The organism is uncultured Cellulomonas sp. (genome assembly GCF_947494015.1).
Lineage (GTDB): Bacteria > Actinomycetota > Actinomycetes > Actinomycetales > Cellulomonadaceae > Pengzhenrongella.
In genome coordinates this window covers 24,659-45,994 of sequence record NZ_CANLTL010000018.1, presented here as the reverse complement: position 1 = coordinate 45,994, position 21,336 = coordinate 24,659, and the positions used below count along the sequence as shown (strand labels likewise).

Here is a 21,336-nt window from a genome sequence, read left to right as displayed (position 1 = left end):
TGACCGCTACGCGTCCTCGTCGTCGGCCAGGCCGCTCGCCCCCAGGATCGCCAGCTCGTCCGGGCGGTGGCGCAGCACGTTCTGCACGTAGCTGGCCACGGCCTCCTCGAGCGGCACGTCCCGGCCCTGCTCGCTGGAGATGTACCAGCGGTGGTCGAGCAGCTCGTGGAACACCTGCGCGGGCTCGAGCTTGCCGCGCAGCTCGCGCGGCACCGACCGCACGGCCGGCTCGAAGACGTGGGTGAGCCAGTCGTGCGCGACGAACGACTCCTCGTCGTTCTGCCGGTCGATGGCGGCCGCGTACGCGTCCAGGTCGTTGAGCAGACGACGCGCCTGGTTCTCCTGGACGTCCAGGCCGGTCAGCCGCATGAGGCGGCGCGAGTGGTGGCCGGCGTCGACCACCTTCGGCTGGATGTGCAGCGTGGTGCCGTCGATGTCGGTGGTGATGTCGAGCTCGCCGACGTCGAAGCCCAGCTCGTTGAGCCGGTCGATGCGGGCGGCCACCCGCCACCGGTCGCCAGCGGTGAACGACTCGATGTCCGTCAGGGCCGTCCACAGCCCCTCGTACCGCTCGACCAGCATGGCGCCGATGGCGACGACGTCGACGTCCTCCTCCAGCAGCTCACCGGCCTGCAGGTCCATGAGCTCGCCGATGATGTTGACCCGCGCCACCTCGAGGTCGTACGCGCGCTGGCCGTCGCTGAGCGCGTCGTGCAGGTCCCCGGTCTCGGCGTCGACCAGGTAGGCGGCGAACGCCTCGGCGTCGCGCCGGAAGAGCGTGTTGGACAGCGACACGTCACCCCAGTAGAAGCCGGCCAGGTGCAGTCGCACCAGGAGCACCGCGAGGGCGTCGATCAGCCGCGTGGCGGTGTCCGGCTGCAGCGTCTGGCTGAACAGGGCGCGGTAGGGCAGCGAGAACTGCAGGTGGTGGGTGATCAGCACGGCTTCCAGCGGCTCGCCCTCGGGGGAACGGCGCCCGGTGATGACCCCCACGGGCTCGACGCTCGGGACGTCGATCCGGCTCAGCTGCCGCAGCAGGTCGTACTCGCGGTACGCCACCGACTCGCCGATCTCCTTGACGGCGATGACGCGCCCGGAGAGCCGGACGAACCGGACGATGTGGCGCGAGATCCCGCGCGGCAGCGCGGCGAGGGTGTGGTCCGGCCACTGCTCGAGCGGCACGTCCCAGGGCAGGTCGAGCAGCGCCGGGTCGGGCGCGGCCGCGGTGATCTGCAGGTTCTGTGCCACGGGTCTCCTCGGGGGTCCGGCCGGTGCTCCGGCGGGGGATACGGCGAGGGGCGGACCGGCAGTGAGCCGGACCGCCCCTCGCGGGTCGTGCTGGTGTCAGGCGGTGATGCGCTCGCCGGAGCCGGAGTGGAACAGGTGCTCCTCCTCCGGGCGGATCTGGACCCAGATCGTCTCACCCTTGCGCGGGACGGACCGCGGGTCGATGCGCACGATGACCTGGCCGTCGCCGGCGCCGGAGTGGATCGCCTCGACCGGCTGGCCCATCTCGTTGCTGAGCTGGCCGTACACGAAGGCGTCCGAGCCGAGCTCCTCGACCAGGTTGACGATCACCGGGATCGCGTTGGGCGTCCCGGCCGGGACCATGTCGAGCGCCTCGGGGCGGAAGCCGATCGTGATGTGCCCCTGGTCGCCGGCCGCGATCGAGTCGATCGCGGCGCGCGGGATGGCGATCTTGGCCGCACCCAGCGTGGCGTGGCCGTTGGCGAGCTCGAAGGTGCCGATGTTCATGGCGGGGGAGCCGATGAAGCCGGCCACGAAGACGTTCGACGGGGTGTCGTACATCTCGCGCGGGGTGCCGACCTGCTGCAGGAGGCCGTCCTTGAGGACCGCGATGCGGTCGCCCATGGTCAGGGCCTCGGTCTGGTCGTGGGTGACGTAGACCGTCGTGACACCGAGGCGGCGCTGCAGCGACGCGATCTGCGTGCGGGTCTGGACGCGCAGCTTGGCGTCGAGGTTCGACAGCGGCTCGTCCATGAGGAAGACCTGCGGCTGACGGACGATGGCACGGCCCATCGCCACGCGCTGACGCTGACCACCGGAGAGCGCCTTCGGCTTGCGGTCGAGGTACTCCGACAGGTCGAGGATCTTGGCGGCCTCCTCGACGCGGCTGCGGATCTCCGCCTTCGGCGTGCCGGCGATCTTCAGGGCGAAGCCCATGTTGTCGGCGACCGTCATGTGCGGGTACAGCGCGTAGTTCTGGAACACCATCGCGATGTCGCGGTCCTTGGGCTGGACGTCGGTGACATCGCGGTCCCCGATCAGGATGCGACCGGCGTTGACGTCCTCGAGGCCCGCCAGCATGCGCAGCGACGTGGACTTCCCGCAGCCCGACGGGCCGACGAGGACGAGGAACTCGCCGTCCTCCACGTGCAGGTTGAGCGAGTCCACCGCGGGACGCTCCGTGCCCGGGTACACCCGGCTCGCGTTGTCGTACGTGACCGTAGCCATGTCGATACTTCCCCTCACCGGCAGGTACGTGCCGGACGATCCGTCGTGAGAGTGTCAGAGTGTCTTCGCTGACACAGGCCAGCACAGGTGCCGGCAGCCGTCGCCGGGCCTGCGGCCCGGGGCCATCCTGCCACACCGGCGAGCGGGCGTGATCCGGGCCACGTCCCCGGTCGCCCGCGGCGGTCAGCGGTGTCAGCGCACGGGCTCCGCAGCCTCCTCGGTCGGGTCACCGGCGGCGAGGCCGGACGACCCGGCGGACCCGGTCCACCCGGCGGGCTCGGCCAGCGGGACCGCGCCCAGCACCGACAGGAACGACCGCGACCACTTCGCGACGTCGTCCTCCAGCACCCGCCGGCGCAGCCGCCGCATCCGCTTGCGCTGCTCGCGGGCGTCCATCTCGACGGCCCGGACGATCATGTCCTTCATGCCGTCGATGTCGTGCGGGTTCACCATGACGGCGCCGGTCAGCTCGTCGGCGGCGCCGGTGAACTCGGAGAGGACGAGCACGCCGCGGTCGTCGGACCGCGCGGCGACGTACTCCTTGGCGACGAGGTTCATCCCGTCGCGCAGCGCGGTCACCAGCATCACGTCGGCGGCCAGGTACAGCGCCGCCATCTCCTTGGGCGGGTAGGAGTGGTGCAGGTAGTGCACGGCCGGGTGACCGAGGTGCCCGAAGTCGCCGTTGATCCGCCCCACGAGCAGCTCGACGTCCTCGCGCAGCTGCTGGTAGGCGCCCACGTTCTCCCGGCTCGGGCTCGCCACCTGCACCAGAGTGGCCTCCGGGACGGTCAGGCGGCCGTCCTCCACGAGCTCGCCGAACGCCTTCACCCGGTGCCGGATGCCCTTGGTGTAGTCCAGGCGGTCCACCCCGAGCAGCAGCGTCTGGGGGTTGCCCAGCTCCTCGCGGATCTCCCGGGCGCGCTGCTGGACCTCCGGTCGCCGGGCGAGCTGGTCGAAGTGCGCTGAGTCGATCGAGATCGGGAACGCCGCCGCGCGCACGTGGCGCTCGGCGCGACCGTCCGCGCCGGTCACCGTGACCACCTGCCCGCGGGTGGTCAGGTCGGTGAGCCGGCGCACCGCGCGCACGAAGTTGGAGGCGTCGCTGGCCCGCTGGAACCCGATCACGTCGGCGCCGAGCAGGCCCTCGACGATCTGCCGCCGCCAGGGCAGCTGGGCGAAGATCTCCAGCCCCGGGAACGGGATGTGGTTGAAGAACCCGATCCGGACGTCGGGGCGCAGCTCGCGGATCATCGCCGGCACGAGCTGCAGCTGGTAGTCGTGCACCCAGACCGTCCCGCCGCGGGCGACCTGGGCGGCGGCCGCCTCGGCGAAGCGCCGGTTGACCCGTCGGTAGGCCTCCCACCACTGCCGGTGGTAGGCGGGCGCGGTGATGACGTCGTGGTACAGCGGCCACAGGGTGTCGTTCGAGAAGCCCTCGTAGTAGAGCTCGATCTCCTCGGCGGACAGGGTCACGGGCACGAGCCGGATGTCGTCGCCGTCGAACGGCTCGTGCGCGAGGTCCGGTGCGCCGGACCAGCCGACCCAGGCCCCGTCGGCGGCCTGCATCATCGGCTCGAGCGCCGTCACCAGCCCCCCGGGGGACCGGCTCCAGCTGACCTCGCCGGCGTCGTCCACCGTGAAGTCCACCGGGAGCCTGTTGGCCACCGCCACCAGGTCGTACTCGCCTGCGTCCACCGGGTTCGACTGCGACATGTGTTCGAGGCTATCTGGCCCGGTCGCGGCTCTGCGCGCTGAACCGGACGGTGCCGGTGGTGCCCCGGCTACCGTGCAGCCATGGACGGACAGGGCCCGGCACCGGGCACGGAGGTGGGCGGCTACCGGATCGTCGCACCGCTGGGCTCCGGGGGCATGGGCACGGTGTACCGGGCCGTCGACGGTGGTGGGCAGGCGGTCGCGCTGAAGGTGCTGCACCCGCACGTGGGCGCCGACCCGGCGGCCCGGGACCGGCTGCGCCGCGAGGTCGCCGCCCTGCAGCGGCTGCGTCATCCGGGCGTCGCGGCGGTGCTGGACGCCGAGGCGGACTCCACCGAGGCCTTCGTGGTCACCGAGCTGGTCGACGGGCTGACCCTCGAGCAGCACGTCGCGCGCGGCGGGCCGCTGCCCCCGGTCGAGGTCGCCGAGCTCGCGGCCGGCCTGCAGGACGCGCTCGGCGCCGTCCACGCCGCGGGCGTCGTGCATCGCGACCTCAAGCCGTCCAACGTGATGCTCACCCGCGACGGGCCCGTCCTCATCGACTTCGGCATCGCCCAGGCCGCCGACGACGCCCGGGTGACGTCGGCCGGGTTCGTGGTCGGCACCCCCGGTTACCTGGCGCCCGAGCTGCTCGCCGACGAGGACCCGTCCCCGGCGACGGACTGGTGGGGCTGGGCCGCCGTGCTCGCGTTCGCCGCCACCGGGCGGGCGCCGTTCGGGACGCGACCGCTCGAGGGGGTGATCGCCCGGACCCGCGCCGGCGACGTCGACCTCGCCGGGGTGCCGGACGACGTCGCCGACCCGCTGCGTGGCGCCCTCGTGCCGGACCCCGCCCGGCGTCGCCCGCCCGACGCGGTGACCGCCGAGCTGCGCGACGCCGCCGCCCGCGTGCCGGCCGTGCCCGCGACCCAGGCGCTGCGCGCGGACGGCGCCCCCCGCACCCAGGCGCTGCGCGCGGACGCCGGCGCCCGCACCGAGGTGCTGCCGGACGTCGCGGCCGGTGCGACGCGGCCGATCGGGGTCACCGACGCGGGCACCACCCGGGCGATGCCGGTGGTCGGCGTCGACCACGCGGGCTCGACGGTCGCGGTGCCGGTCCCCGACGCCGAGCCGACCGCGGCCGGGCCGCTCGGCGCCGATCCGCCCGGTGTCGCCCACCCCGGCGTCCACCCGCCCAGCGTGGTGCCGGCCGGTGCCTGGGGCGGTGAGCAGTCCGAGCGCGGCGACGACGCCTGGGACCGGTCGGTGCCACCGGGCGGCGCACCGGACACCGACCCGGGGGGGAGCGGTGGCGCCCACGCGTGGGACGGGACGGGTGCGCCGTCCGACGACGCGCCCCCGTACGTGGCCCCCGCCCCGCGCCGCCGGTCCGGCTCGGTGCTCGCCCTCGGTCTCGCGGTCCTCGCCGCGGGAGTGCTGTACCCGGGCGTCGCGCTCCTCGTGGTGCTGGTGCTGGTGGTCGTGGCGCGCACCGTCGGCGTCGCCGGGGACGCGCTCGACCGGCGCCGCGAGCGCCGCGGCGGCCCGGCGCGGGGCGACGCCGCCCGGGTGGCCGCCGCGACGCCCTGGCACCTGCTGCGCGCACTGGTCGGCCTGGTGCCGGCGGTCGTGGTGGCCGTCAGCGCGGTCGTGGTCGTGGGCGGGGTCCTGTGGTGGGCCCTGCAGACCGGGCGGCTCGTCGTCCCCCTCGGCGGCGGCGGCGGCAACGGGCCGCTGACCTACGCCGCGGCGCTGGGGCTGGCCGTGCTGCTCGCCGTGCTGGCCCTGTGGTGGGGGCCGCTGTCCCGGCTGACCCGGGTGGGCACGCGACGCACCCTCGCGGCCGTGGCGCCGGGCTGGTCGGGGGCCGCGGTGCTCGTCGCCGCGGCGCTCGCGGTGGCGGGCGTGCTGGCGGTGCTGCTGGCCACCGGGCAGCCGGTGACGTGGTGGCCGCTGCCCGGGCCGCCGGACCTGCGCTGACGGCGCGCGGCGCCCCGGTACGCTGGCGCGACCGGGTGCGCGGATCCGCGCCCCGCCCGCCTCCTTAGCTCAGTCGGCCAGAGCACCTGTCTTGTAAACAGGGGGTCGTCGGTTCGAATCCGACAGGGGGCTCCACCCCGGGCAGCGCCCCTCGACCAGGGTGCCCCTCGGCCGGGGTGCTCCCCGGACCGGGCGCCCCGGCGGCCCCCGGCGGCCCGGCGGGCGACCGTGCCTAGCGGACCGGCCGCGGGTCGGGCCGCTTGGGGACGCGCTCGTCCCCGGACGACCGGCCACGCAGCCGCCGGGTGGCCCACGGGTAGGCGTGCGTCCGCAGCCACGCGGCGTCGGCGCGGGCCTGGTCCAGCCGGGGCACCCGCGGCCGGGGGGCGAGCGGGTCGTCCCAGCGGGCGTCGTCCGGCGGCAGGCCGAGGCCGACGAGCGCGGCCTGCGCGACCCGGGCGTGCCCGTCGGTCGTCAGGTGGATCCGGTCCTCGGCCCACATCCGCCAGTCCCGCACCGAGCGCATGCCCCACAGGTCCAGGACGTACGCGTCGTGTCGGCGCGCGATGGACCAGATGTGGCTGTTGAAGACCGCGATGCGGCCCCGGGTGCGCCGCACCACCGGGCTGTCCTTGGTGTCCGCGCCGGTGCCGAGCAGGACGTCGGCCCCGGTGGCGCGCAGCCGGACCACGGCGTCCTCGAGGTCGGCCGCCATCCGGTCCGGGTCGGCCGCGGGTCGCAGCATGTCGTTGCCGCCGCCGATGAGGGAGACGAGGTCGGCGCCGAGCTCGAGCGCGACGGGCACCTGGTCGGTGAGGATCGGGCGCAGCAGCCGTCCACGGATCGCGAGGTTGGCGTACTGCAGCGGGTCGGCGCCGTCGGCCACGCGCCGCTCGGACAGGTGCGCCGCGAGCATGTCCGCCCAGCCGCGCTGGGTGGCGGGGTCGGCCGGGTCGGGGTCCCACAGGCCCTCGGTGAAGGAGTCCCCCAGGGCCACGTAGCGCGACCACCGGACGGGGCCGGCCGCGGCGGTGCGGGGGTCGCTGTCGATGCGTGCTTCGGTCACCCGTCCATTGTGGACCGGCTGCCGGGCCGTGCGCGCGACCGGGCCCGCGGGTCAGGGCAGGGACCAGTCCACGGGGTCCGCGCCCTGCGCGGTGAGCAGCTCGTTGACCCGCGAGAACGGCCGCGACCCGAAGAACCCGTTGCGCGCCGACAGCGGGCTGGGGTGGGCACTGGCCACCGTGGGGGTCGCGCCGAGCGCCGGCGCCAGCGACTGCGCGTCCCGTCCCCACAGGACGGCGACCAGCGGGGCGTCCCGCTCGACCAGCGCTGCGATCGCCCGGTCGGTCACGGCCTCCCAGCCCTTGCCCCGGTGCGAGGCCGCGGCGCCGGGGCGCACGGTGAGCACGCGGTTGAGCAGCATGACGCCGCGGTCCGCCCATGCGGACAGGTCGCCGCTGCTCGGCGGGGGGCAGCCGACGTCCTGGGTGAGCTCGGTGAAGATGTTCGCGAGGGACCGCGGCACGGGTCGCACGTCGGGCTGCACCGAGAACGACAAGCCCATGGCGTGCCCCGGGGTGGGGTACGGGTCCTGCCCGACGACGAGCACGCGCACCTGCGCCAGGGGACGGGTGAACGCGCGCAGCACCGCCGGACCGGCCGGCAGGTACGCGCGGCCGGCCGCGACCTCGGCCCGCAGGAAGGCGCCCATCGCGTGCACCTGGGGCTCGACGGGGGCCAGGGCCTGCGCCCAGTCCGGGGCGACCAGGTCGCGCAGCGGGGTCGGGTTCACCGCGCCGAGGGTACCCGCGGCGGATGGCCCGGACCCGGCCCGCGCCTGGCCCGGGCCTGGGCCGGGCCAGGCCCCGGCGTGCCGGGGCCCGGTCGCGCCCGAGGGGCCCCGGTCGCGCCCCGGGGGCCCCGCCGGGCAGCGGTCCGGAACGCGCCGGGGGCGCCACGCCGGGACGAATGACACCCCTGTCATTCCCGCCGTACGCTGGCCGACGGCAGACCAGCAGCACCGGGAGGACCCATGGACGCCACCGCAGCGGCACCGCTCGAGCCCGTCCCGGACGGCGGATCCGAGCTGTCCGAGCGCGACCAGCAGGTCCTCGCCTTCGAGCGGCAGTGGTGGAAGTACGCCGGCGCCAAGGAGCAGGCGATCCGCGAGCTGTTCGACATGTCCGCGACGCGGTACTACCAGGTGCTCAACGCCCTCATCGACTCCCCGGCCGCCCTCGCGCACGACCCCATGCTGGTCAAGCGCCTGCGCCGGATGCGCGCCTCCCGGCAGCGCGCCCGCAGCGCCCGCCGCCTCGGCGTGGACGCCTGACGTCCCGGTGACCGCACCGGCCGCGGGCCCCCGCCGGCCGCACGGCGCGCGGCGGGCGGGCCGCTGACTGCCGCTAACCTGTCCGCCGTGACCAAGGGCGAGTACCCGTACCCTCCCGACGAGTTCGACGCCGTCGACCCGTCGGCCGGGCCGCGAGGGGTACATCGCAACCCGCGCTCGCGATGGGCGACGGTCTGGCCGTTCCTCGCCGCGCTGGTGGTCGCCGCCGCGCTCGGGCTCGTCGTGGTCAACCTGGTCTGGGACGAGCGGGAGCCGGCGCCGTCCGCGCAGGGCACCGCCGAGGCCCCGGCAGGCGACGGGACGGTCACCGAGGGCGCCACGCCCGAGACCCCCGCCGCCGACCCCACGGGCACCCCGGCGCCGGTGGAGCCCACCACCCCGGCTCCCGAGCCGACGCCCGAGCCCACGCCCGAGCCGCCCCCGCCCGCCCCCGAGCCGGACCTGGCCACCCCGGTCAGCGTCTTCAACTCGACGTCGGTCACCGGGCTCGCCGCCGACGCGGCCGAGCAGCTCGAGGACGCCGGCTGGACCGAGGTGGAGGCCGCCAACTACACCGGCGGCACGCTGCCGTCCTCGACGGTCAGCTACGCCGGGCCCGAGCTCGAGGTCTCCGCCCGCGCGGTCGCCGCCGTCCTGGGCATCACCACGGTGCAGCTCGCCGAGAGCGACGCCGTCGACGGCATCCAGGTGGTGCTGGAGCGCGACTTCGCCCGCTGATCGTGTGCGCGGACGCGCGGGCGCGCAACGAGCCCGCCGGAGGAGATCGCGGTGCCAGGAGGGCGGCCCGGGGGCGGGTCAGCCCGCGACAGTGGCGACCGTCCCGCCGGTGCGGTCGTCCAGCGCGTCGAGCGTCAGCAGCACGCACGCTGCGCTCCACGCGAGCGGCGCGACCGCCGCCGGGGAGCCGTCCGCGAGCACCTTCTCCGGGATGGCGCCCGAGGCCGTGCGGTGCTCGTCGATCCAGGTGAGCCAGCCCTGCGCGCGCGACCGGTCGCCGTCCACGGCGGCGACCCACGCGTAGAGCGACGTCTGCGGCGTCCACGAGATGCCGTCGTCCCGCCAGGCCTCGCCGGGGGCGAGGCCGCCGGCGGGGCGTCCCATGTCGTCGGCGGACGCCCGCCAGGCCACCGCGGCGCCGGGCAGTGCGACGGGCTGGAACGGCGGCAGCAGGAAGGCGCTCGCGGCGTCGGCGTCGTGCCCGTCGGAGTAGCGGGCGAACCGCGGGCCGAACTCGCGGGTGACCGCCGCCCCGAGCCTGTCGGCGCGGTCCGCCGCGGCGCGGGCCTCGGCCGTCCGGCCCAGGTCGGCGTACACCCCGGCGGCCGCGTGCAACCCGGCCAGGAGCGGGGCGACGGTCCCCAGCGTGAGCCGCGACTCGCCCACCTCCCAGTAGTCGCTCGACGGCGGCGGCAGCGTCCCGGGCCCGTCGGTCAGGTCCAGGGCGTGCGCGGTCGACCGGTCCAGGAGCGGCCGCAGCGTCGCGGCGGTCGCGCGACGCCGCGCGAGGTCGGGGACCTCGGCGAGCACCTGACCGGTCGCCCACAGCGACCACCCGGTCCCGTCGGTCTGGATGCCGCGGTCGTCGGGCGGTCCGGAGCCGTCCGGCAGGTAGCGCGCCTCGAACGAGCCGTCGCGGTGCTGGACGTCCTGCAGGAAGCCGAGCACCTGCACGGCGTCGTCCACGTGACCGGTGCGGGCCAGCGCGACGGCGACGAACGAGGCGTCGCGCGGCCACACGTAGCGCCACCGCGCCGACCACCCGGCCACCGCGGCGCCGTCGTCCAGCAGGAGTGCGCGCACGTCGAGCAGCGCGTCGCGGGCCAGGTCCTCGTAGGGGCCGCCGGTGCCGGGCACCGTCCCGGCGGAGAGCCAGGCCCGCGCCTCGTCGGCGAGGGCGTGCGCCCGGGCGGTGTCGCCGGGCCGCGCGGCCGGGCCGGGGTCGAGCACCCGGGTGCCGGGCAGGTACACCGCGGGTGCGCCGGCGGCGACCAGGGTGGGCGCCGTGCCGGGCGCTCCCGCGGCGAGCCCGTCGGAGTACAGCGCGATCACGGCGGGGTCGTTCGCGTTCGCCCACGGCGAGCGGGGGTCGGTCAGCAGGAACGGTGACGCGGCCATGACGAGCGTGACGGCCGCCGCGGCGCTGCGCCGCGCCCAGCGACCGCCCGCTCGCGTGCCCGTGACCGTGAGGTCCTCCGCCGTCGGTGCGCTCACAGCCGTCGAGCGTAGTGGCCGCGCGCGGTCGGGCCGACGGGCGGCGTCCACCCGGGTGAGGGCCGCGTCGCGCGCAGCCGGTGCCCGGCCTTGCACTCACCGGGTCCGAGTGCCAACAATGGGGTTAGCACTCTCGGCATGAGAGTGACAGCACAGTGGGGCCGACCGGTGAGGTCGGGGCCGACCCGGGACATGACCGGTGACGCCTCGAGCCGTCCGTCGCGGGCGCCGGTCGACCCATCCGCAGCACAGATTGAGGACACACACCGATGGCCAAGATCATCGCGTTCGACGAGGACGCCCGTCGCGGCATGGAGCGGGGCATGAACGCCCTGGCCGACGCCGTCAAGGTCACGCTCGGCCCGAAGGGCCGCAACGTCGTGCTCGAGAAGAAGTGGGGCGCGCCCACCATCACCAACGATGGTGTGAGCATCGCCAAGGAGATCGAGCTCGAGGAGCCGCTCGAGAAGATCGGCGCCGAGCTCGTCAAGGAGGTCGCCAAGAAGACCGACGACGTCGCGGGGGACGGCACCACGACCGCCACCGTGCTCGCCCAGGCGCTCGTGCGCGAGGGCCTGCGCAACGTCGCCGCCGGCGCCAACCCGATCGCGCTCAAGCGTGGCATCGAGAAGGCCGTCGAGGCCGTCACCGAGCAGCTGCTCAAGGCCGCCAAGGACATCGAGACCAAGGACGAGATCGCCGCGACCGCCGGCATCTCGGCCGGCGACCCGGCGATCGGCAACCTCATCGCCGAGGCGATGGACAAGGTCGGCAAGGAAGGCGTCATCACGGTCGAGGAGAGCAACGCGCTCGGCCTCGAGCTCGAGCTGACCGAGGGCATGCGCTTCGACAAGGGCTACCTCGCCGGCTACTTCGTGACCGACCCCGAGCGCCAGGAGGCCGTCCTCGAGGACGCCTACGTGCTGCTCGTCGAGTCCAAGATCTCCACGGTCAAGGACCTGCTGCCGCTGCTGGAGAAGGTCATCCAGGCCGGCAAGCCGCTGCTCATCATCGCCGAGGACGTCGAGGGCGAGGCCCTGGCCACGCTCGTCGTCAACAAGATCCGCGGCACCTTCCGCTCCGTCGCCGTCAAGGCGCCGGGCTTCGGTGACCGCCGCAAGGCGATGCTGCAGGACATGGCCATCCTCACCGGTGGCCAGGTCGTCTCCGAGACCGTCGGCCTCAAGCTCGACACCGTGGGCCTGGAGGTCCTCGGCACCGCGCGCAAGGTCGTCGTCACCAAGGACGAGACCACGCTGGTCGAGGGCGGCGGCGACGCCGACCAGATCGCCGGTCGCGTGACGCAGATCCGTGCCGAGATCGAGAACTCGGACTCGGACTACGACCGCGAGAAGCTCCAGGAGCGCCTCGCCAAGCTCGCCGGCGGCGTGGCCGTCATCAAGGCCGGTGCGGCGACCGAGGTCGAGCTCAAGGAGCGCAAGCACCGCATCGAGGACGCCGTCCGCAACGCGAAGGCGGCCGTCGAGGAGGGCATCGTCGCCGGTGGTGGCGTCGCGCTCATCCAGGCCGGCAAGCTCGCGTTCGAGGGCCTCGTGCTCGACGGCGACGAGGCGACCGGCGCCCGGATCGTGCAGCTCGCGATCGACGCCCCGCTCAAGCAGATCGCGATCAACGCCGGTCTCGAGGGCGGCGTCGTCGCCGAGCGGGTCCGCAACCTCCCGGTCGGGCACGGCCTGAACGCCGCGACCGGCGACTACGAGGACCTGCTGGCCGCCGGCATCAACGACCCGGTCAAGGTCACCCGCTCGGCGCTGCAGAACGCGGCGTCCATCGCGGCGCTGTTCCTCACCACCGAGGCCGTCGTGGCCGACAAGCCGGAGAAGAACCCGGCGCCGGTCGGTGGCGGCGACGGCGGCATGGGCGGCATGGACTTCTGATCCACGGATCGTCGCTGCGGGACGCAGCAGAGGTCGAGCACTGACGACGGCGGGCCGGTCACCCTCGGGTGGCCGGCCCGCCGTCGTGCGCGAGCAGGCTCAGCCGGCGAGGTCGATCCGGAAGCACGCCCCCGAGTCGTCGTGCTCGATGCGGGCCGAGCCTGCCCACCCGGCGAAGTCACCGGTGCCCGTGCCCGGGACGATGTGCCCGAACCAGGTGGCCGGGTCGGACTCGAGGCCGCCGTGCTGGACGACCACCGAACCCTCCTGGCCGTCGTCGGTCCGGCCGGTGATGCGCTCGGTCGCGACGTACGAGCGTGACCCTTCCTCCGTCCCCGCCGACATGAACAGCGTCGTGGCGGTGCCGGTGATGCCGGACGTGAAGGTCTTGGCGAAGATCAGCAGCCCGACCCAGTCGCCGTCGAGCCCGGGTGGCCGCGTCGGCTGCGCGCCGTCCACCGTGAAACGTGCGATCAGCGTCATGACGGGTCCTCCGTGAGTGCGTCGGGTGCGTCGGGTCCTGGGGGATCGTGTCGGCGGGGTCAGCGGTCGCGCGCCCGGACGCGCAGGCCCGAGGCGCGCAGTCGCCGGACGAGCTCGCGGGTGCCCACAGCCTCGGCACCGAGCTCGACGAGGCGGGCGTGCTGGTCGTCAGGGACGTCGTAGTGGTCGCGGTCGAAGCCCCGCGGCGGGATCCCGGCCGCCGCGGCGAACCCGTGCAGCTCCTCCAGCGAGGTGTCGCTCACCAGGTGCGACCAGAGCCGACCGTGCCGCGGCCACAGCGGGGGGTCCACGAGCACGGCCATCGCGCCAGGGTACCCAGCCGCTGACCACCGGGCCGGGCCGCGGGCGGTGGTCAGCGCCCGAAGAGCCGCGACACCTGCTGCTCGGCGTCCGCGTACGACGTCGCCGCAGAGCCCAGCGCCACGGTGATGCCGTCCAGCGACTCCTCCACCCGCCCCTGGGTCGCCGCCCAGTCGGCCATCACCGTGCCGAACGCGGTCGCGGCACCGCCGCGCCACACCGTCTGCAGCTCCGCGAGGTGGCGCATCATCGCGCCCACCTCCGTGCGGATCGCGGCCGTCGAGGCGCGGACCGCCGCGCTCGCCGCCGCCACCTGGGCGCTGTCGACCTCGTACCTGCTCATCGCGGGTGCCTCCCTCGTCGGTCCACCGGTGCGGCGACGCTAGGGGGCACCACCGGGCCGCTCGCGGGCCGACGGGGGCGTCGGGGGACGACCCGCGGTCAGCGGCGCCCGAAGGTCGGCAGGCCCCGGCGGGGGCGCCGTCCGCCGTCGGCCCCGGTGCCGGACGCGCGCGCCGACGTACCTGCGGCGGGCTCGGCGACGGTCGGGGCGGTCCCGGGCGCCGCACCGGCGTCCGGCCCGGCCTCAGGGGTGTCCTGGGGTGCGGCGTCCAGGGCCGCGAGCTCCTTGCGGATGCGGTGCAGCTCGGCCGCGACGTTCTGCCGCGCGGGCTCCTCCCAGGCCGCGCCGAGCGGGCTGGCGAAGAGCGCCGGACGCTGCTGCAGCTTGGTGAGGATCGCGCTGCGGGCCCGCAGGTAGTCCTCGACCGGGACGTGCGCGTACTCGGCGCGGACCTCCTTGAGGTAGGCCTTGTACCGCTGCGGCTCTGCGGCCAGCACGGCGAGGTCGGCGTCGCACAGCACCGCGCAGTCGAAGTCCCCGGGCGCGGCGGCGTGCCGGGCCAGGGCCGTCACGAGGTGGACCACGCGCTCCACGGAACGCTCCGGCACACCCAGCGCGGTGAGCTCGGTCCGCGCCAGCTCCGCGCTGCCGACCTCGTCCTCGCCACCCCGGTTGGCGTACGCGGCCTTCTCGGCGGCGTCGAAGATGGCGCCGTGGTACCAGGCGGCCAGCCGGACGAGGTCCGGCTCGTGGGTCTCCTCGGCGAGCTCGTCCACCCGGGACAGCACGTGCAGCAGGTGCTTGAGGTTGTGGAAGTGCCGCCCCGGCTCCGACCACCGGTCGACAAGCCGGGACCCGACGGCCCGGATCTCCTCGGCCGAGGCCGTCGCCCCGGCCCCCTCGCAGCTACGGGACCAGCTGGACAGCAACCACTGTGGTGCGTCGTAGACGCCCATCGAAGCCTCACGGAGACGCGGAGTACGGAAAGGACGCGCCATCGTATCCCCGGCGGAGGCGGTGCCCGCGTCGCCCGGACGGGCGTGACCCGGTCGGCTCAGGTCGACGGCACGCGGCGCGCGCGCGGCCGGCGCCCGCCGTCCGGTGCGGCGCCCGCCGGGGGCCCGGGCGGTCGCGGGGCGCCGTCGGGCTCGCCGTCGGGCTCGCCGTCGGGCTCGCCGTCGGGCAGGGCGTCCGGCAGGGCGCGGTGCCGGGCCGTGGGCAGCTCGACCCGGACGGTCGTCCCACCGCCCGGGGTGGGCTCGATCCGGACGCTGCCCCGGTGCGCCCCGACGATCGCGGCGACGATCGCCATGCCGAGGCCGGCGCCGCCGCCGGACTCCCGGGTCCGGGACGTGTCGACGCGGTAGAACCGCTCGAACACCCGGGCCGCGTGCCCGGGCGCGATCCCGGGACCGTGGTCACGGACCTGCAGGACGGTCCGCCCGTCGACGTCCCCGACCGCGATCTCCACCGGGGTCCCGGGTGGCGTGTGCTGCACGACGTTCCCGGTCAGGTTCGCGACCACCTGGCGGAGCCGGTCCTCGTCACCGACGACGACGCACGGCCGCAGGCCGCCGGCCGCCGTCCCGAGCGGCTCGATCCGGACCGGTCGCCGCGGGTCGAGGGCGTGCAGGTCGCTCACCGCGTCGGCGGCGAGCACCGTCAGGTCCACCGGCTCGGCGCGCAGCGGACGGCCCTCGTCCAGGCGTGCCAGGTGCAGCAGGTCCTCGACGAGCCGTCCCATCCGCGCAGCCGAGTCCTCGATGCGGCGCACCGTGTCGTCCACCTGCTCGGGGGTCGTGATCGCCCCCATGCGGTACAGCTCGCTGTACCCGCGGATCGTGGCCAGCGGAGTGCGCAGCTCGTGGGAGGCGTCCGAGACGAACCGGCGCATGCGGTCCTCGGACGCCGCACGCTCGGCGAACGCGAGCTCGATCTGGCCGAGCATCGAGTTGAGCGCCTCGCCGAGCCGGCCCACCTCGGTGGACGACGGCTCGGACGGCACCCGGCGGCTCAGGTCCCCCGCGGCGATGGCCGCCGCCGTCGTCTCCATCTCCTGCAGGGGGCGCAGCGACCGGCGCACCGCGACCCAGCCGGCGACCGAGCCGAGGGCGATGACGGACAGGCCGGTCAGCAGCAGCACCGTGCGCATCTGGGCCAGGGTCCGCTCGACCCCCGCCAACGGAAGCGCCAGCACCACGGTCACGTACTGCCCCCCGGCGACGCCCGGGAGCATGACCGCGCGCCAGTCCACGGTGCCCCGTGTCGAGGGCACCGTGAACGGGGCCTGCTCGCCGGCGGCCACCTCGTCGGCGGTCCGCGGGGCCAGGCGAGGCGTCCCGGCGCCGGTGGTGTCGGCCGTCGCCAGCACTCCCAGGCTCGTGCCCTCGGCGTCGAGGAGCTCGATGTAGTAGTCGCTCGGCAGCGCGCTGGCGTCCGCCCCGGGGCCCCAGCCACCGCGGCCGCCGGGGCGGCTGGCGGCGTCGAGCAGCGGCTGGGCGTAGGTCTGCAGCTGGGCGTCGACCTGGTTGACGAGGTTGTGGCGCAGCAGGGTCAGGGCCGCGACGCCGGCGGCCGACAGCCCCAGCAGCAGCACCACGCACAGGATCGCGACCATGCGGGCGCCGAGCGGGACGGCGCGCAGCCGGTCCGCCACCGGGCCGCGGGCCGGCGGCGCGGCCCGCGCGTCGGTCGACCCGTCCGTCGGCCCGGCGGGCGTCGTGGCGGACGGGGCGCCGTCGTCGGGGGGACCTTGGCGCGGGTGGCTCATGCCGCACCCGGCGGGAGTCGCAGCACGTAGCCGACGCCGCGCTTGGTGTGCAGCAGCGGGGGCGGGGCGTCGTCGCCCGGCGCGGCCGGGGCGTCGATCTTGCGGCGCAGGTAGGACATGTACGACTCGACGATGTTGGCGTCGCCGCCCCAGTCGTAGTCCCACACGTGGTCGAGGATCTGCGCCTTGGACAGCACCCGGCCCGCGTTGAGCATGAGGTACCGCAGCAGCTTGAACTCGGTGGGGGACAGCTCGATGCCGCGGTCGCCGCGGCGCACGTCGTGGCTGTCCTCGTCGAGCTCGAGGTCGGCGTACCGCAGGACGGCCGTGTCGGACGACGGACGCTCGCCCTGGGTGCGCCGCAGCACCGCGCGGATCCGCGCGACCACCTCCTCGAGGCTGAACGGCTTGGTCACGTAGTCGTCGCCGCCCACCGTGAGCCCGGCGACCTTGTCCGCCGTCTCGTCGCGCGCCGTGAGGAAGAGCACGGGCACGTGCACCCCGGTGTCGCGCAGCCGGCGGGTCACCGTGAAGCCGTCCATGTCGGGCAGCATCACGTCCAGCACCAGCAGGTCGGGGTGGACCTCCCGGGCCAGCCGCATCGCCGCGTTGCCGTCGCCCGCCGCGTGCACCTCGAACCCCGCGAACCGCAGCGAGGTGGCGAGCAGCTCACGGATGTGCGGCTCGTCGTCGACGACGACGAGCCGAGCCTCGGGGGTGGCAGCGGGCGCAGGCATGGGTCCAGTGTGGCCGCGCAGCCTGTGAGTTGGCTGGACGGGCCCCGGGACGGCGCGCGCCGACATCCCCGGCGCACGCCCGACCGCGAGGACGTCCGGCAGCGCGACGCCCCCGGGCGGCGTCGGCGGACGGCCGCGGCCCGGGGGCGTCGGGGTGCGGTGCGCGGGGGCGCGACCGGGGCGTCAGACGCCGGCCGAGCCGCCGCTCTTCAGCGCGGCCAGCCGGGCCGCGACCTCGGCGTCGACCCCGTGGTTCTCGAGCTCCTCGAACTGGGCGTCCAGCGACGACGCCTGCAGCTCGGCCTGCCCCGCGACGCGGGCCTCCTCGCGGCGGACCTTGTCCTCGAACCGGGCGACCTCGCTGGTCGGGTCCAGCACGTTGATCGACGCCACCGCGCCCTGCACCTTGGCCTGCGCCTCGGCCGACTTCGCGCGGGCCACCAGCGTGTCGCGGCGCCGGCGCAGGTCGCTGAGCTTCTCCTTCATGCCGGACAGGCCGGTCTTGAGCTTCTCCACCACCTCGGTCTGCGAGGCGATCATCGGCTCGGCGTCCCTGGCCTCCTGCTCGAACGAGATCTGCTTCTCGATCGCGATCCGGGCCAGGTTGTCGAACTTGTCGGCGTCCGCGGTGCTGCCCTGGCTGCGCAGGGTGTCGGCGCGCGACGACGCGGCGAGCGCCTTGCCGCCCCACTCCTCGGCGGCGGCCAGGTCGGCCTTGTGGTCCTGCTCGGCCAGGCGCAGGTTGCCGATCGTCTGCGCGATCGCCCCCTCGGCCTCGGCGATGGAGTTGGTGTAGTCCCGGATGAGCTGGTCGAGCATCTTCTGCGGGTCCTCGGCCTTGTCGACCAGGGCGTTGATGTTCGCGCGGGTCAGCTGGGTGATGCGTCCGAGGATGGTCTGCTTCTCGGTCATGGGCGTTGCCTCTCGTCCGTCGAGCTGGGTGCGGTACCGGTCGGTGCCGCTGTCCTACGTCTGGGTGCCCGTCCGGGGGCCGTGGCGGTCCGCGCACCGGCTGCGGCGCGCCGGTCGGGGCGGGACCGCGGTGGGTCAGAAGTCGCCACCACCGCCCCCGAAGCCGCCGCCTCCGCCGCCGAAGCTGCCGCCGCCGCCGCCCCAGCCGCCGCCGAAGCCACCGCCGCCCCCGCCGCCCCCGAAGCCCCCACCGCCGCCGAAGCCGCCGCCCCCGCCGCGCAGGACGCTGTCCAGCAGGATGCCGCCGAGGATGAGGCTGCCGGCGTTGCTCCGGCCGTACCCGCCGCCGAAGCCGCCGCGGCCGCCGCCGAAGCGGTCCTGCTCGAACTCCTCGACGTCCTGCTGGGCGATGGACTGCGCCGCGCCGGCCAGCGCGTCGGCGCGGCGCACGTGCTCCAGCCCGCGCCCGGGGTCGGTCCGCAGCAGGGACTCGGCCTCGTGCAGCAGACGCTGCGCCTCGGTGATGCGGGTCCGCGCCTCCGGCCCGACGGCGCCGCGCCGGGTGTCGATGAAGTCCCGGACCGCGCGGACCCGGGAGGAGACCGGCCCCAGGGCGTCGCGCAGCTGGGCGCGGGCGCGCTCGGCCTGCTCGGCCTGGCCGCGGGCCGGCTCCAGGGCGCGGTCCAGCTCGGCCTCCGCCTCGCGCAGGTCGTGCAGCAGTGCGAGCGGGTCGCCGCCGGAGCCCGCCGAGCGGGCGGCGTCGCGCACCGCGCGGGCGTGCGTGGCGGCCGCCTGCACCGCTGCGTCGCGCGGGGCGAGCCGGGCGGCGTCGTCCAGGTCGGAGCCCAGCGAGGCCAGGCCGGACGCGATCGCGGCGGACGCGCCGGCGAGATCCGTGCCGGCGCGGTCGACGGCATCGAGGAGGTGCACCGCCTGCTCGACGGCGTTCTCGGCCGTGCGGGCGGCGACCACGGCCGCCGCCCGGTCACCGGCGGTCACCGCCGCGCGGCCCTGCTCGACGGACTCGCGGGCGGCCTCGAGCAGCTGCCCGGCCTGCTCCGGGTTGCTCGCCACCGAGGCGAGCGCGGTGGGCGGGTAGGTGCGCCGCAGCGCGTCGAGCGACCGCCCGGCGGCCGGGACGCGGTCGGCGACCTCGTCCGCGCGGCGCCGGGTCTCCTCCAGGAGCTCGGGAGCGCGGGCCTGCACGTCGCGCAGCTCGTCGAACGCCTGGGTCTGCTGCTCGATCGCGGTCCCGGCGCGCTCGCACAGCCCGAGGATCTGGGTGAGCATCGCCCGCCGCTCGTCGTCGGTCTCGGGGATGTCGTCGTCGAGGCGCTGACGCAGCGTGAAGGCCGCGAGCGCGTCCTGCTTCGCGGCGGCGAGCACCTCGGTGAACCGGCGGGTCGCCTCGACGCCGAACTGCGCCTGGGCGAAGCCGAGCTCCTGCTCCGAGCCGCGCAGGGTGTCGTCGAGCCGGACCAGCGCGTGCGACGCGCGCGTGTCGAGCGTGCCCAGGTCCACCGGCGCCGGGGCGCCCTGACCCGGCGCGCCCTGCGCCCCCCGCGCGCCGGCGTCCGACCGGCGCCGGAAGGAGCGGACGAGCAGGAACGCTCCGACGGCGACCGCGCCCAGCAGCAGCCAGGTCAGGAAGCCTCCGCCGCCGGACGACGTCGTCGTCGCCGGCGAGCCGGTCCCGCCGGTGCCGGGGGCGGGCTCGGTGCCGGTGAGCGCGTCGGCCAGCGCGTCGGCGGTCGCGACGACGGCGCCGGACCAGTCGTCGGCGGACAGCTCCGGCTCGAGCGCCGTGCGCCGGATGGCGCTCTGCGTGGTCGGGCTCAGTCCGAGGTCGTTCGGGACGGCCAGCCCGTACTTGCGGTCGTCGACGGCGACCGCGAGCAGCACGTCGTCGGACCCGATGTCGGACCGCTGGGCGGTCTCGATCGCCCACGGCTCGCCCTCGGCGCCGCTGAAGTCGTCGACGAACACGACGTACAGCTGCACGCCGGCGGTCTGCTCGAGGTCGTCCAGCGCGGCGGTCACCGCGGCGTCGTCGCCGAGCACGCCGGCCTCGTCGACCACCTGCTCCGCGACGTCCAGCGGCGGCACCGCCCCGGCCGACGTCGCGAGCACGGGGCCGGTCAGCAGGCCGGCGAGCAGGCCGGCGAGCGCGGTCGCGAGCCCGGCGGGCAGGACGCGGCGGCCGCGCGCCACCCGGCCACCGCGGGGGCCGACGTCACCGGCGGAGCGTCGGATGCGGTGCGCGTGGGCTGCTGAGGTCACGCGCCGATCCTTGCCCGCCGGTCCCGGCGGCGCAACGCGCCGCGGCACCCGCGCCGGTACGGTCGCCCGGTGAGTGAGCCGTCCCCCGCCCAGTCCCTCGCCCACCCCCTCGCCGGCCCCGACCGTGTCATCACGGTCGTGCAGCACGAGGACGGCGTCCCGCTGGACCTCTTCACCGACTGGCTGGCCCCGGCGCGCGTGCGGCTGGTGCGTGCCCACCGCGGCGACCCGGTGCCGGCCGGGCCGGCCGAGGTCGGTGACGGGCTCGTGGTGCTGGGCGGGACGATGGACGCCCTCGCGGACGGGGTGGCGCCGTGGCTCGTGCCGACCCGGGCGCTGCTCGCGGCCGTCGCGGACGCCGACGACGCGCCGGCCCTGGGCATCTGCCTCGGCGCCCAGCTGCTCGCGGTCGCGTGCGGCGGACGGGTCGACGTGGCCGCGGCGGCGGGCCGGGAGGCCGGCGCCGTGCCGGTGCGGTGGGGCGACGCCGCCGCCGACGACCCGCTCGTGGGCGCCCTCGCGCGGGTGCCGGGCGGCACGACCCGGTTCCCGACGATGCACGCCGACGCGGTCGCCGAGCTGCCGCCCGGCGCGGTGCCGCTCGGCTCGTCGGCGCGCTACCCGCACCAGGCCTTCCGGGTCGGTGGCGCCTGGGGGGTGCAGTTCCACCCGGAGACGTCGCGCGCGACCTTCGTGCGGTGGGCGCAGGACGAGGTGCCGGACGACGACGCCGCGGCCGCCGTCGCCGACGTCGACCGGTACGCGGAGTCGATGGCGCAGGCCGGCCGGGCGCTCGCGCACGCGTTCTCCGCCCTCGTCGAGAGCCGCGCCGCAGCCCGCGAGCGCGCCGGCCGGTGAGGCCGGCGGCGCGGCCTCGT

General features: G+C 75.8%; 19 protein-coding genes and 1 tRNA gene. 6 read left to right on the top strand and 14 right to left on the bottom strand.

Annotation, left to right across the window (positions count from 1 at the left end; translation table 11 throughout):
- Nucleotides 1–6: 6 nt before the first annotated feature.
- The 3 genes from Q0840_RS17050 to Q0840_RS17040 all read right to left on the bottom strand — a co-directional run bounded on the left by Q0840_RS17050 (nucleotide 7) and on the right by Q0840_RS17040 (nucleotide 4,188).
- Nucleotides 7–1,248 (bottom strand): DUF4032 domain-containing protein, encoded by a 1,242-nt coding sequence (locus Q0840_RS17050; RefSeq protein ID WP_298461754.1) that lies wholly within the window; start codon nucleotides 1,246–1,248, stop codon nucleotides 7–9.
- A gap of 96 nt (nucleotides 1,249–1,344) precedes the next feature.
- Complete coding sequence (locus tag Q0840_RS17045) at nucleotides 1,345–2,475, bottom strand: ABC transporter ATP-binding protein (RefSeq protein WP_298461750.1); 1,131 nt, start codon at nucleotides 2,473–2,475, stop codon at nucleotides 1,345–1,347.
- Nucleotides 2,476–2,667: 192 nt separating this feature from the next.
- Entirely contained in the window at nucleotides 2,668–4,188 is a 1,521-nt protein-coding gene (locus Q0840_RS17040) for a trehalose-6-phosphate synthase (RefSeq protein ID WP_298461747.1), read from the bottom strand.
- 81 nt (nucleotides 4,189–4,269) lie between these two features.
- On the opposite strand from Q0840_RS17040, the gene Q0840_RS17035 reads away from it, so the two are divergent.
- Complete coding sequence (locus Q0840_RS17035; protein WP_298461744.1) at nucleotides 4,270–6,147, top strand: serine/threonine-protein kinase; 1,878 nt, start codon at nucleotides 4,270–4,272, stop codon at nucleotides 6,145–6,147.
- A 58-nt stretch (nucleotides 6,148–6,205) separates the two neighbouring features.
- A tRNA-Thr gene (locus Q0840_RS17030) sits at nucleotides 6,206–6,282 on the top strand.
- A 97-nt stretch (nucleotides 6,283–6,379) separates the two neighbouring features.
- On the opposite strand, the gene Q0840_RS17025 is transcribed toward Q0840_RS17030, so the two are convergent.
- Together Q0840_RS17025 and Q0840_RS17020 are read right to left on the bottom strand one after the other, a co-directional pair.
- On the bottom strand, nucleotides 6,380–7,213 hold the full coding sequence (locus tag Q0840_RS17025) for an SGNH/GDSL hydrolase family protein (RefSeq protein ID WP_298461742.1): 834 nt from the start codon (nucleotides 7,211–7,213) through the stop codon (nucleotides 6,380–6,382).
- 51 nt (nucleotides 7,214–7,264) lie between these two features.
- On the bottom strand, nucleotides 7,265–7,942 hold the full coding sequence (locus Q0840_RS17020) for a uracil-DNA glycosylase (RefSeq protein ID WP_298461739.1): 678 nt from the start codon (nucleotides 7,940–7,942) through the stop codon (nucleotides 7,265–7,267).
- Between the two features lie 240 nt (nucleotides 7,943–8,182).
- Between Q0840_RS17020 and Q0840_RS17015 the strand changes: the two genes are divergently transcribed.
- Complete coding sequence (locus tag Q0840_RS17015) at nucleotides 8,183–8,482, top strand: DUF3263 domain-containing protein (RefSeq protein ID WP_298461736.1); 300 nt, start codon at nucleotides 8,183–8,185, stop codon at nucleotides 8,480–8,482.
- Between the two features lie 87 nt (nucleotides 8,483–8,569).
- Nucleotides 8,570–9,220 (top strand): LytR C-terminal domain-containing protein, encoded by a 651-nt coding sequence (locus Q0840_RS17010; RefSeq protein WP_298461733.1) that lies wholly within the window; start codon nucleotides 8,570–8,572, stop codon nucleotides 9,218–9,220.
- Between the two features lie 78 nt (nucleotides 9,221–9,298).
- On the opposite strand, the gene Q0840_RS17005 is transcribed toward Q0840_RS17010, so the two are convergent.
- Entirely contained in the window at nucleotides 9,299–10,714 is a 1,416-nt protein-coding gene (locus Q0840_RS17005; RefSeq protein WP_298461731.1) for a glycoside hydrolase family 15, read from the bottom strand.
- A gap of 269 nt (nucleotides 10,715–10,983) precedes the next feature.
- On the opposite strand from Q0840_RS17005, the gene groL reads away from it, so the two are divergent.
- Nucleotides 10,984–12,612, top strand: coding sequence for a chaperonin GroEL (gene groL, locus Q0840_RS17000; protein WP_298461727.1), 1,629 nt, complete (start codon nucleotides 10,984–10,986; stop codon nucleotides 12,610–12,612).
- A 99-nt stretch (nucleotides 12,613–12,711) separates the two neighbouring features.
- Here the strand turns inward: groL and Q0840_RS16995 are convergent, their stop codons facing one another.
- From Q0840_RS16995 to Q0840_RS16960, 8 genes are all read right to left on the bottom strand, one after another.
- Complete coding sequence (locus tag Q0840_RS16995) at nucleotides 12,712–13,095, bottom strand: DUF3224 domain-containing protein (RefSeq protein WP_298461724.1); 384 nt, start codon at nucleotides 13,093–13,095, stop codon at nucleotides 12,712–12,714.
- A 59-nt stretch (nucleotides 13,096–13,154) separates the two neighbouring features.
- Nucleotides 13,155–13,418, bottom strand: a complete 264-nt coding sequence (locus tag Q0840_RS16990) for a DUF4031 domain-containing protein (RefSeq protein ID WP_298461722.1) — start codon at nucleotides 13,416–13,418, stop codon at nucleotides 13,155–13,157.
- Between the two features lie 50 nt (nucleotides 13,419–13,468).
- Nucleotides 13,469–13,759: a WXG100 family type VII secretion target gene (locus Q0840_RS16985; protein ID WP_298461720.1), complete on the bottom strand. Its 291-nt coding sequence runs from the start codon at nucleotides 13,757–13,759 to the stop codon at nucleotides 13,469–13,471.
- Nucleotides 13,760–13,857: 98 nt separating this feature from the next.
- Nucleotides 13,858–14,715: a hypothetical protein gene (locus Q0840_RS16980; RefSeq protein WP_298461718.1), complete on the bottom strand. Its 858-nt coding sequence runs from the start codon at nucleotides 14,713–14,715 to the stop codon at nucleotides 13,858–13,860.
- A 98-nt stretch (nucleotides 14,716–14,813) separates the two neighbouring features.
- Entirely contained in the window at nucleotides 14,814–16,529 is a 1,716-nt protein-coding gene (locus tag Q0840_RS16975; RefSeq protein ID WP_298461717.1) for a HAMP domain-containing sensor histidine kinase, read from the bottom strand.
- Nucleotides 16,526–17,266 (bottom strand): response regulator transcription factor, encoded by a 741-nt coding sequence (locus Q0840_RS16970; RefSeq protein ID WP_298461715.1) that lies wholly within the window; start codon nucleotides 17,264–17,266, stop codon nucleotides 16,526–16,528. Before Q0840_RS16970 ends, Q0840_RS16975 begins: the two co-directional genes overlap by 4 nt.
- 183 nt (nucleotides 17,267–17,449) lie before the next feature.
- Nucleotides 17,450–18,178: a PspA/IM30 family protein gene (locus Q0840_RS16965; RefSeq protein WP_298461713.1), complete on the bottom strand. Its 729-nt coding sequence runs from the start codon at nucleotides 18,176–18,178 to the stop codon at nucleotides 17,450–17,452.
- A 135-nt stretch (nucleotides 18,179–18,313) separates the two neighbouring features.
- A complete protein-coding gene (locus Q0840_RS16960) occupies nucleotides 18,314–20,458 on the bottom strand; it encodes a TPM domain-containing protein (protein ID WP_298461711.1) in 2,145 nt (714 codons plus the stop codon).
- 69 nt (nucleotides 20,459–20,527) lie between these two features.
- On the opposite strand from Q0840_RS16960, the gene Q0840_RS16955 reads away from it, so the two are divergent.
- Complete coding sequence (locus Q0840_RS16955; RefSeq protein ID WP_298461708.1) at nucleotides 20,528–21,316, top strand: type 1 glutamine amidotransferase; 789 nt, start codon at nucleotides 20,528–20,530, stop codon at nucleotides 21,314–21,316.
- Nucleotides 21,317–21,336: the final 20 nt, after the last annotated feature.

What these genes read in the sequence shown, in the direction of transcription:
- Q0840_RS17045 (WP_298461750.1), bottom strand. Translation starts at nt 2,475, where the DNA reads ATGGCTACGGTCACGTACGACAACGCGAGCCGGGTGTACCCGGGCACG.
- Q0840_RS16975 (WP_298461717.1), bottom strand. Translation starts at nt 16,529, where the DNA reads ATGAGCCACCCGCGCCAAGGTCCCCCCGACGACGGCGCCCCGTCCGCC.
- Q0840_RS17035 (WP_298461744.1), top strand. Translation starts at nt 4,270, where the DNA reads ATGGACGGACAGGGCCCGGCACCGGGCACGGAGGTGGGCGGCTACCGG.
- Q0840_RS17040 (WP_298461747.1), bottom strand. Translation starts at nt 4,188, where the DNA reads ATGTCGCAGTCGAACCCGGTGGACGCAGGCGAGTACGACCTGGTGGCG.
- groL (WP_298461727.1), top strand. Translation starts at nt 10,984, where the DNA reads ATGGCCAAGATCATCGCGTTCGACGAGGACGCCCGTCGCGGCATGGAG.
- Q0840_RS16990 (WP_298461722.1), bottom strand. Translation starts at nt 13,418, where the DNA reads ATGGCCGTGCTCGTGGACCCCCCGCTGTGGCCGCGGCACGGTCGGCTC.
- Q0840_RS16970 (WP_298461715.1), bottom strand. Translation starts at nt 17,266, where the DNA reads ATGCCTGCGCCCGCTGCCACCCCCGAGGCTCGGCTCGTCGTCGTCGAC.
- Q0840_RS16995 (WP_298461724.1), bottom strand. Translation starts at nt 13,095, where the DNA reads ATGACGCTGATCGCACGTTTCACGGTGGACGGCGCGCAGCCGACGCGG.
- Q0840_RS16965 (WP_298461713.1), bottom strand. Translation starts at nt 18,178, where the DNA reads ATGACCGAGAAGCAGACCATCCTCGGACGCATCACCCAGCTGACCCGC.
- Q0840_RS16985 (WP_298461720.1), bottom strand. Translation starts at nt 13,759, where the DNA reads ATGAGCAGGTACGAGGTCGACAGCGCCCAGGTGGCGGCGGCGAGCGCG.
- Q0840_RS16980 (WP_298461718.1), bottom strand. Translation starts at nt 14,715, where the DNA reads ATGGGCGTCTACGACGCACCACAGTGGTTGCTGTCCAGCTGGTCCCGT.
- Q0840_RS17015 (WP_298461736.1), top strand. Translation starts at nt 8,183, where the DNA reads ATGGACGCCACCGCAGCGGCACCGCTCGAGCCCGTCCCGGACGGCGGA.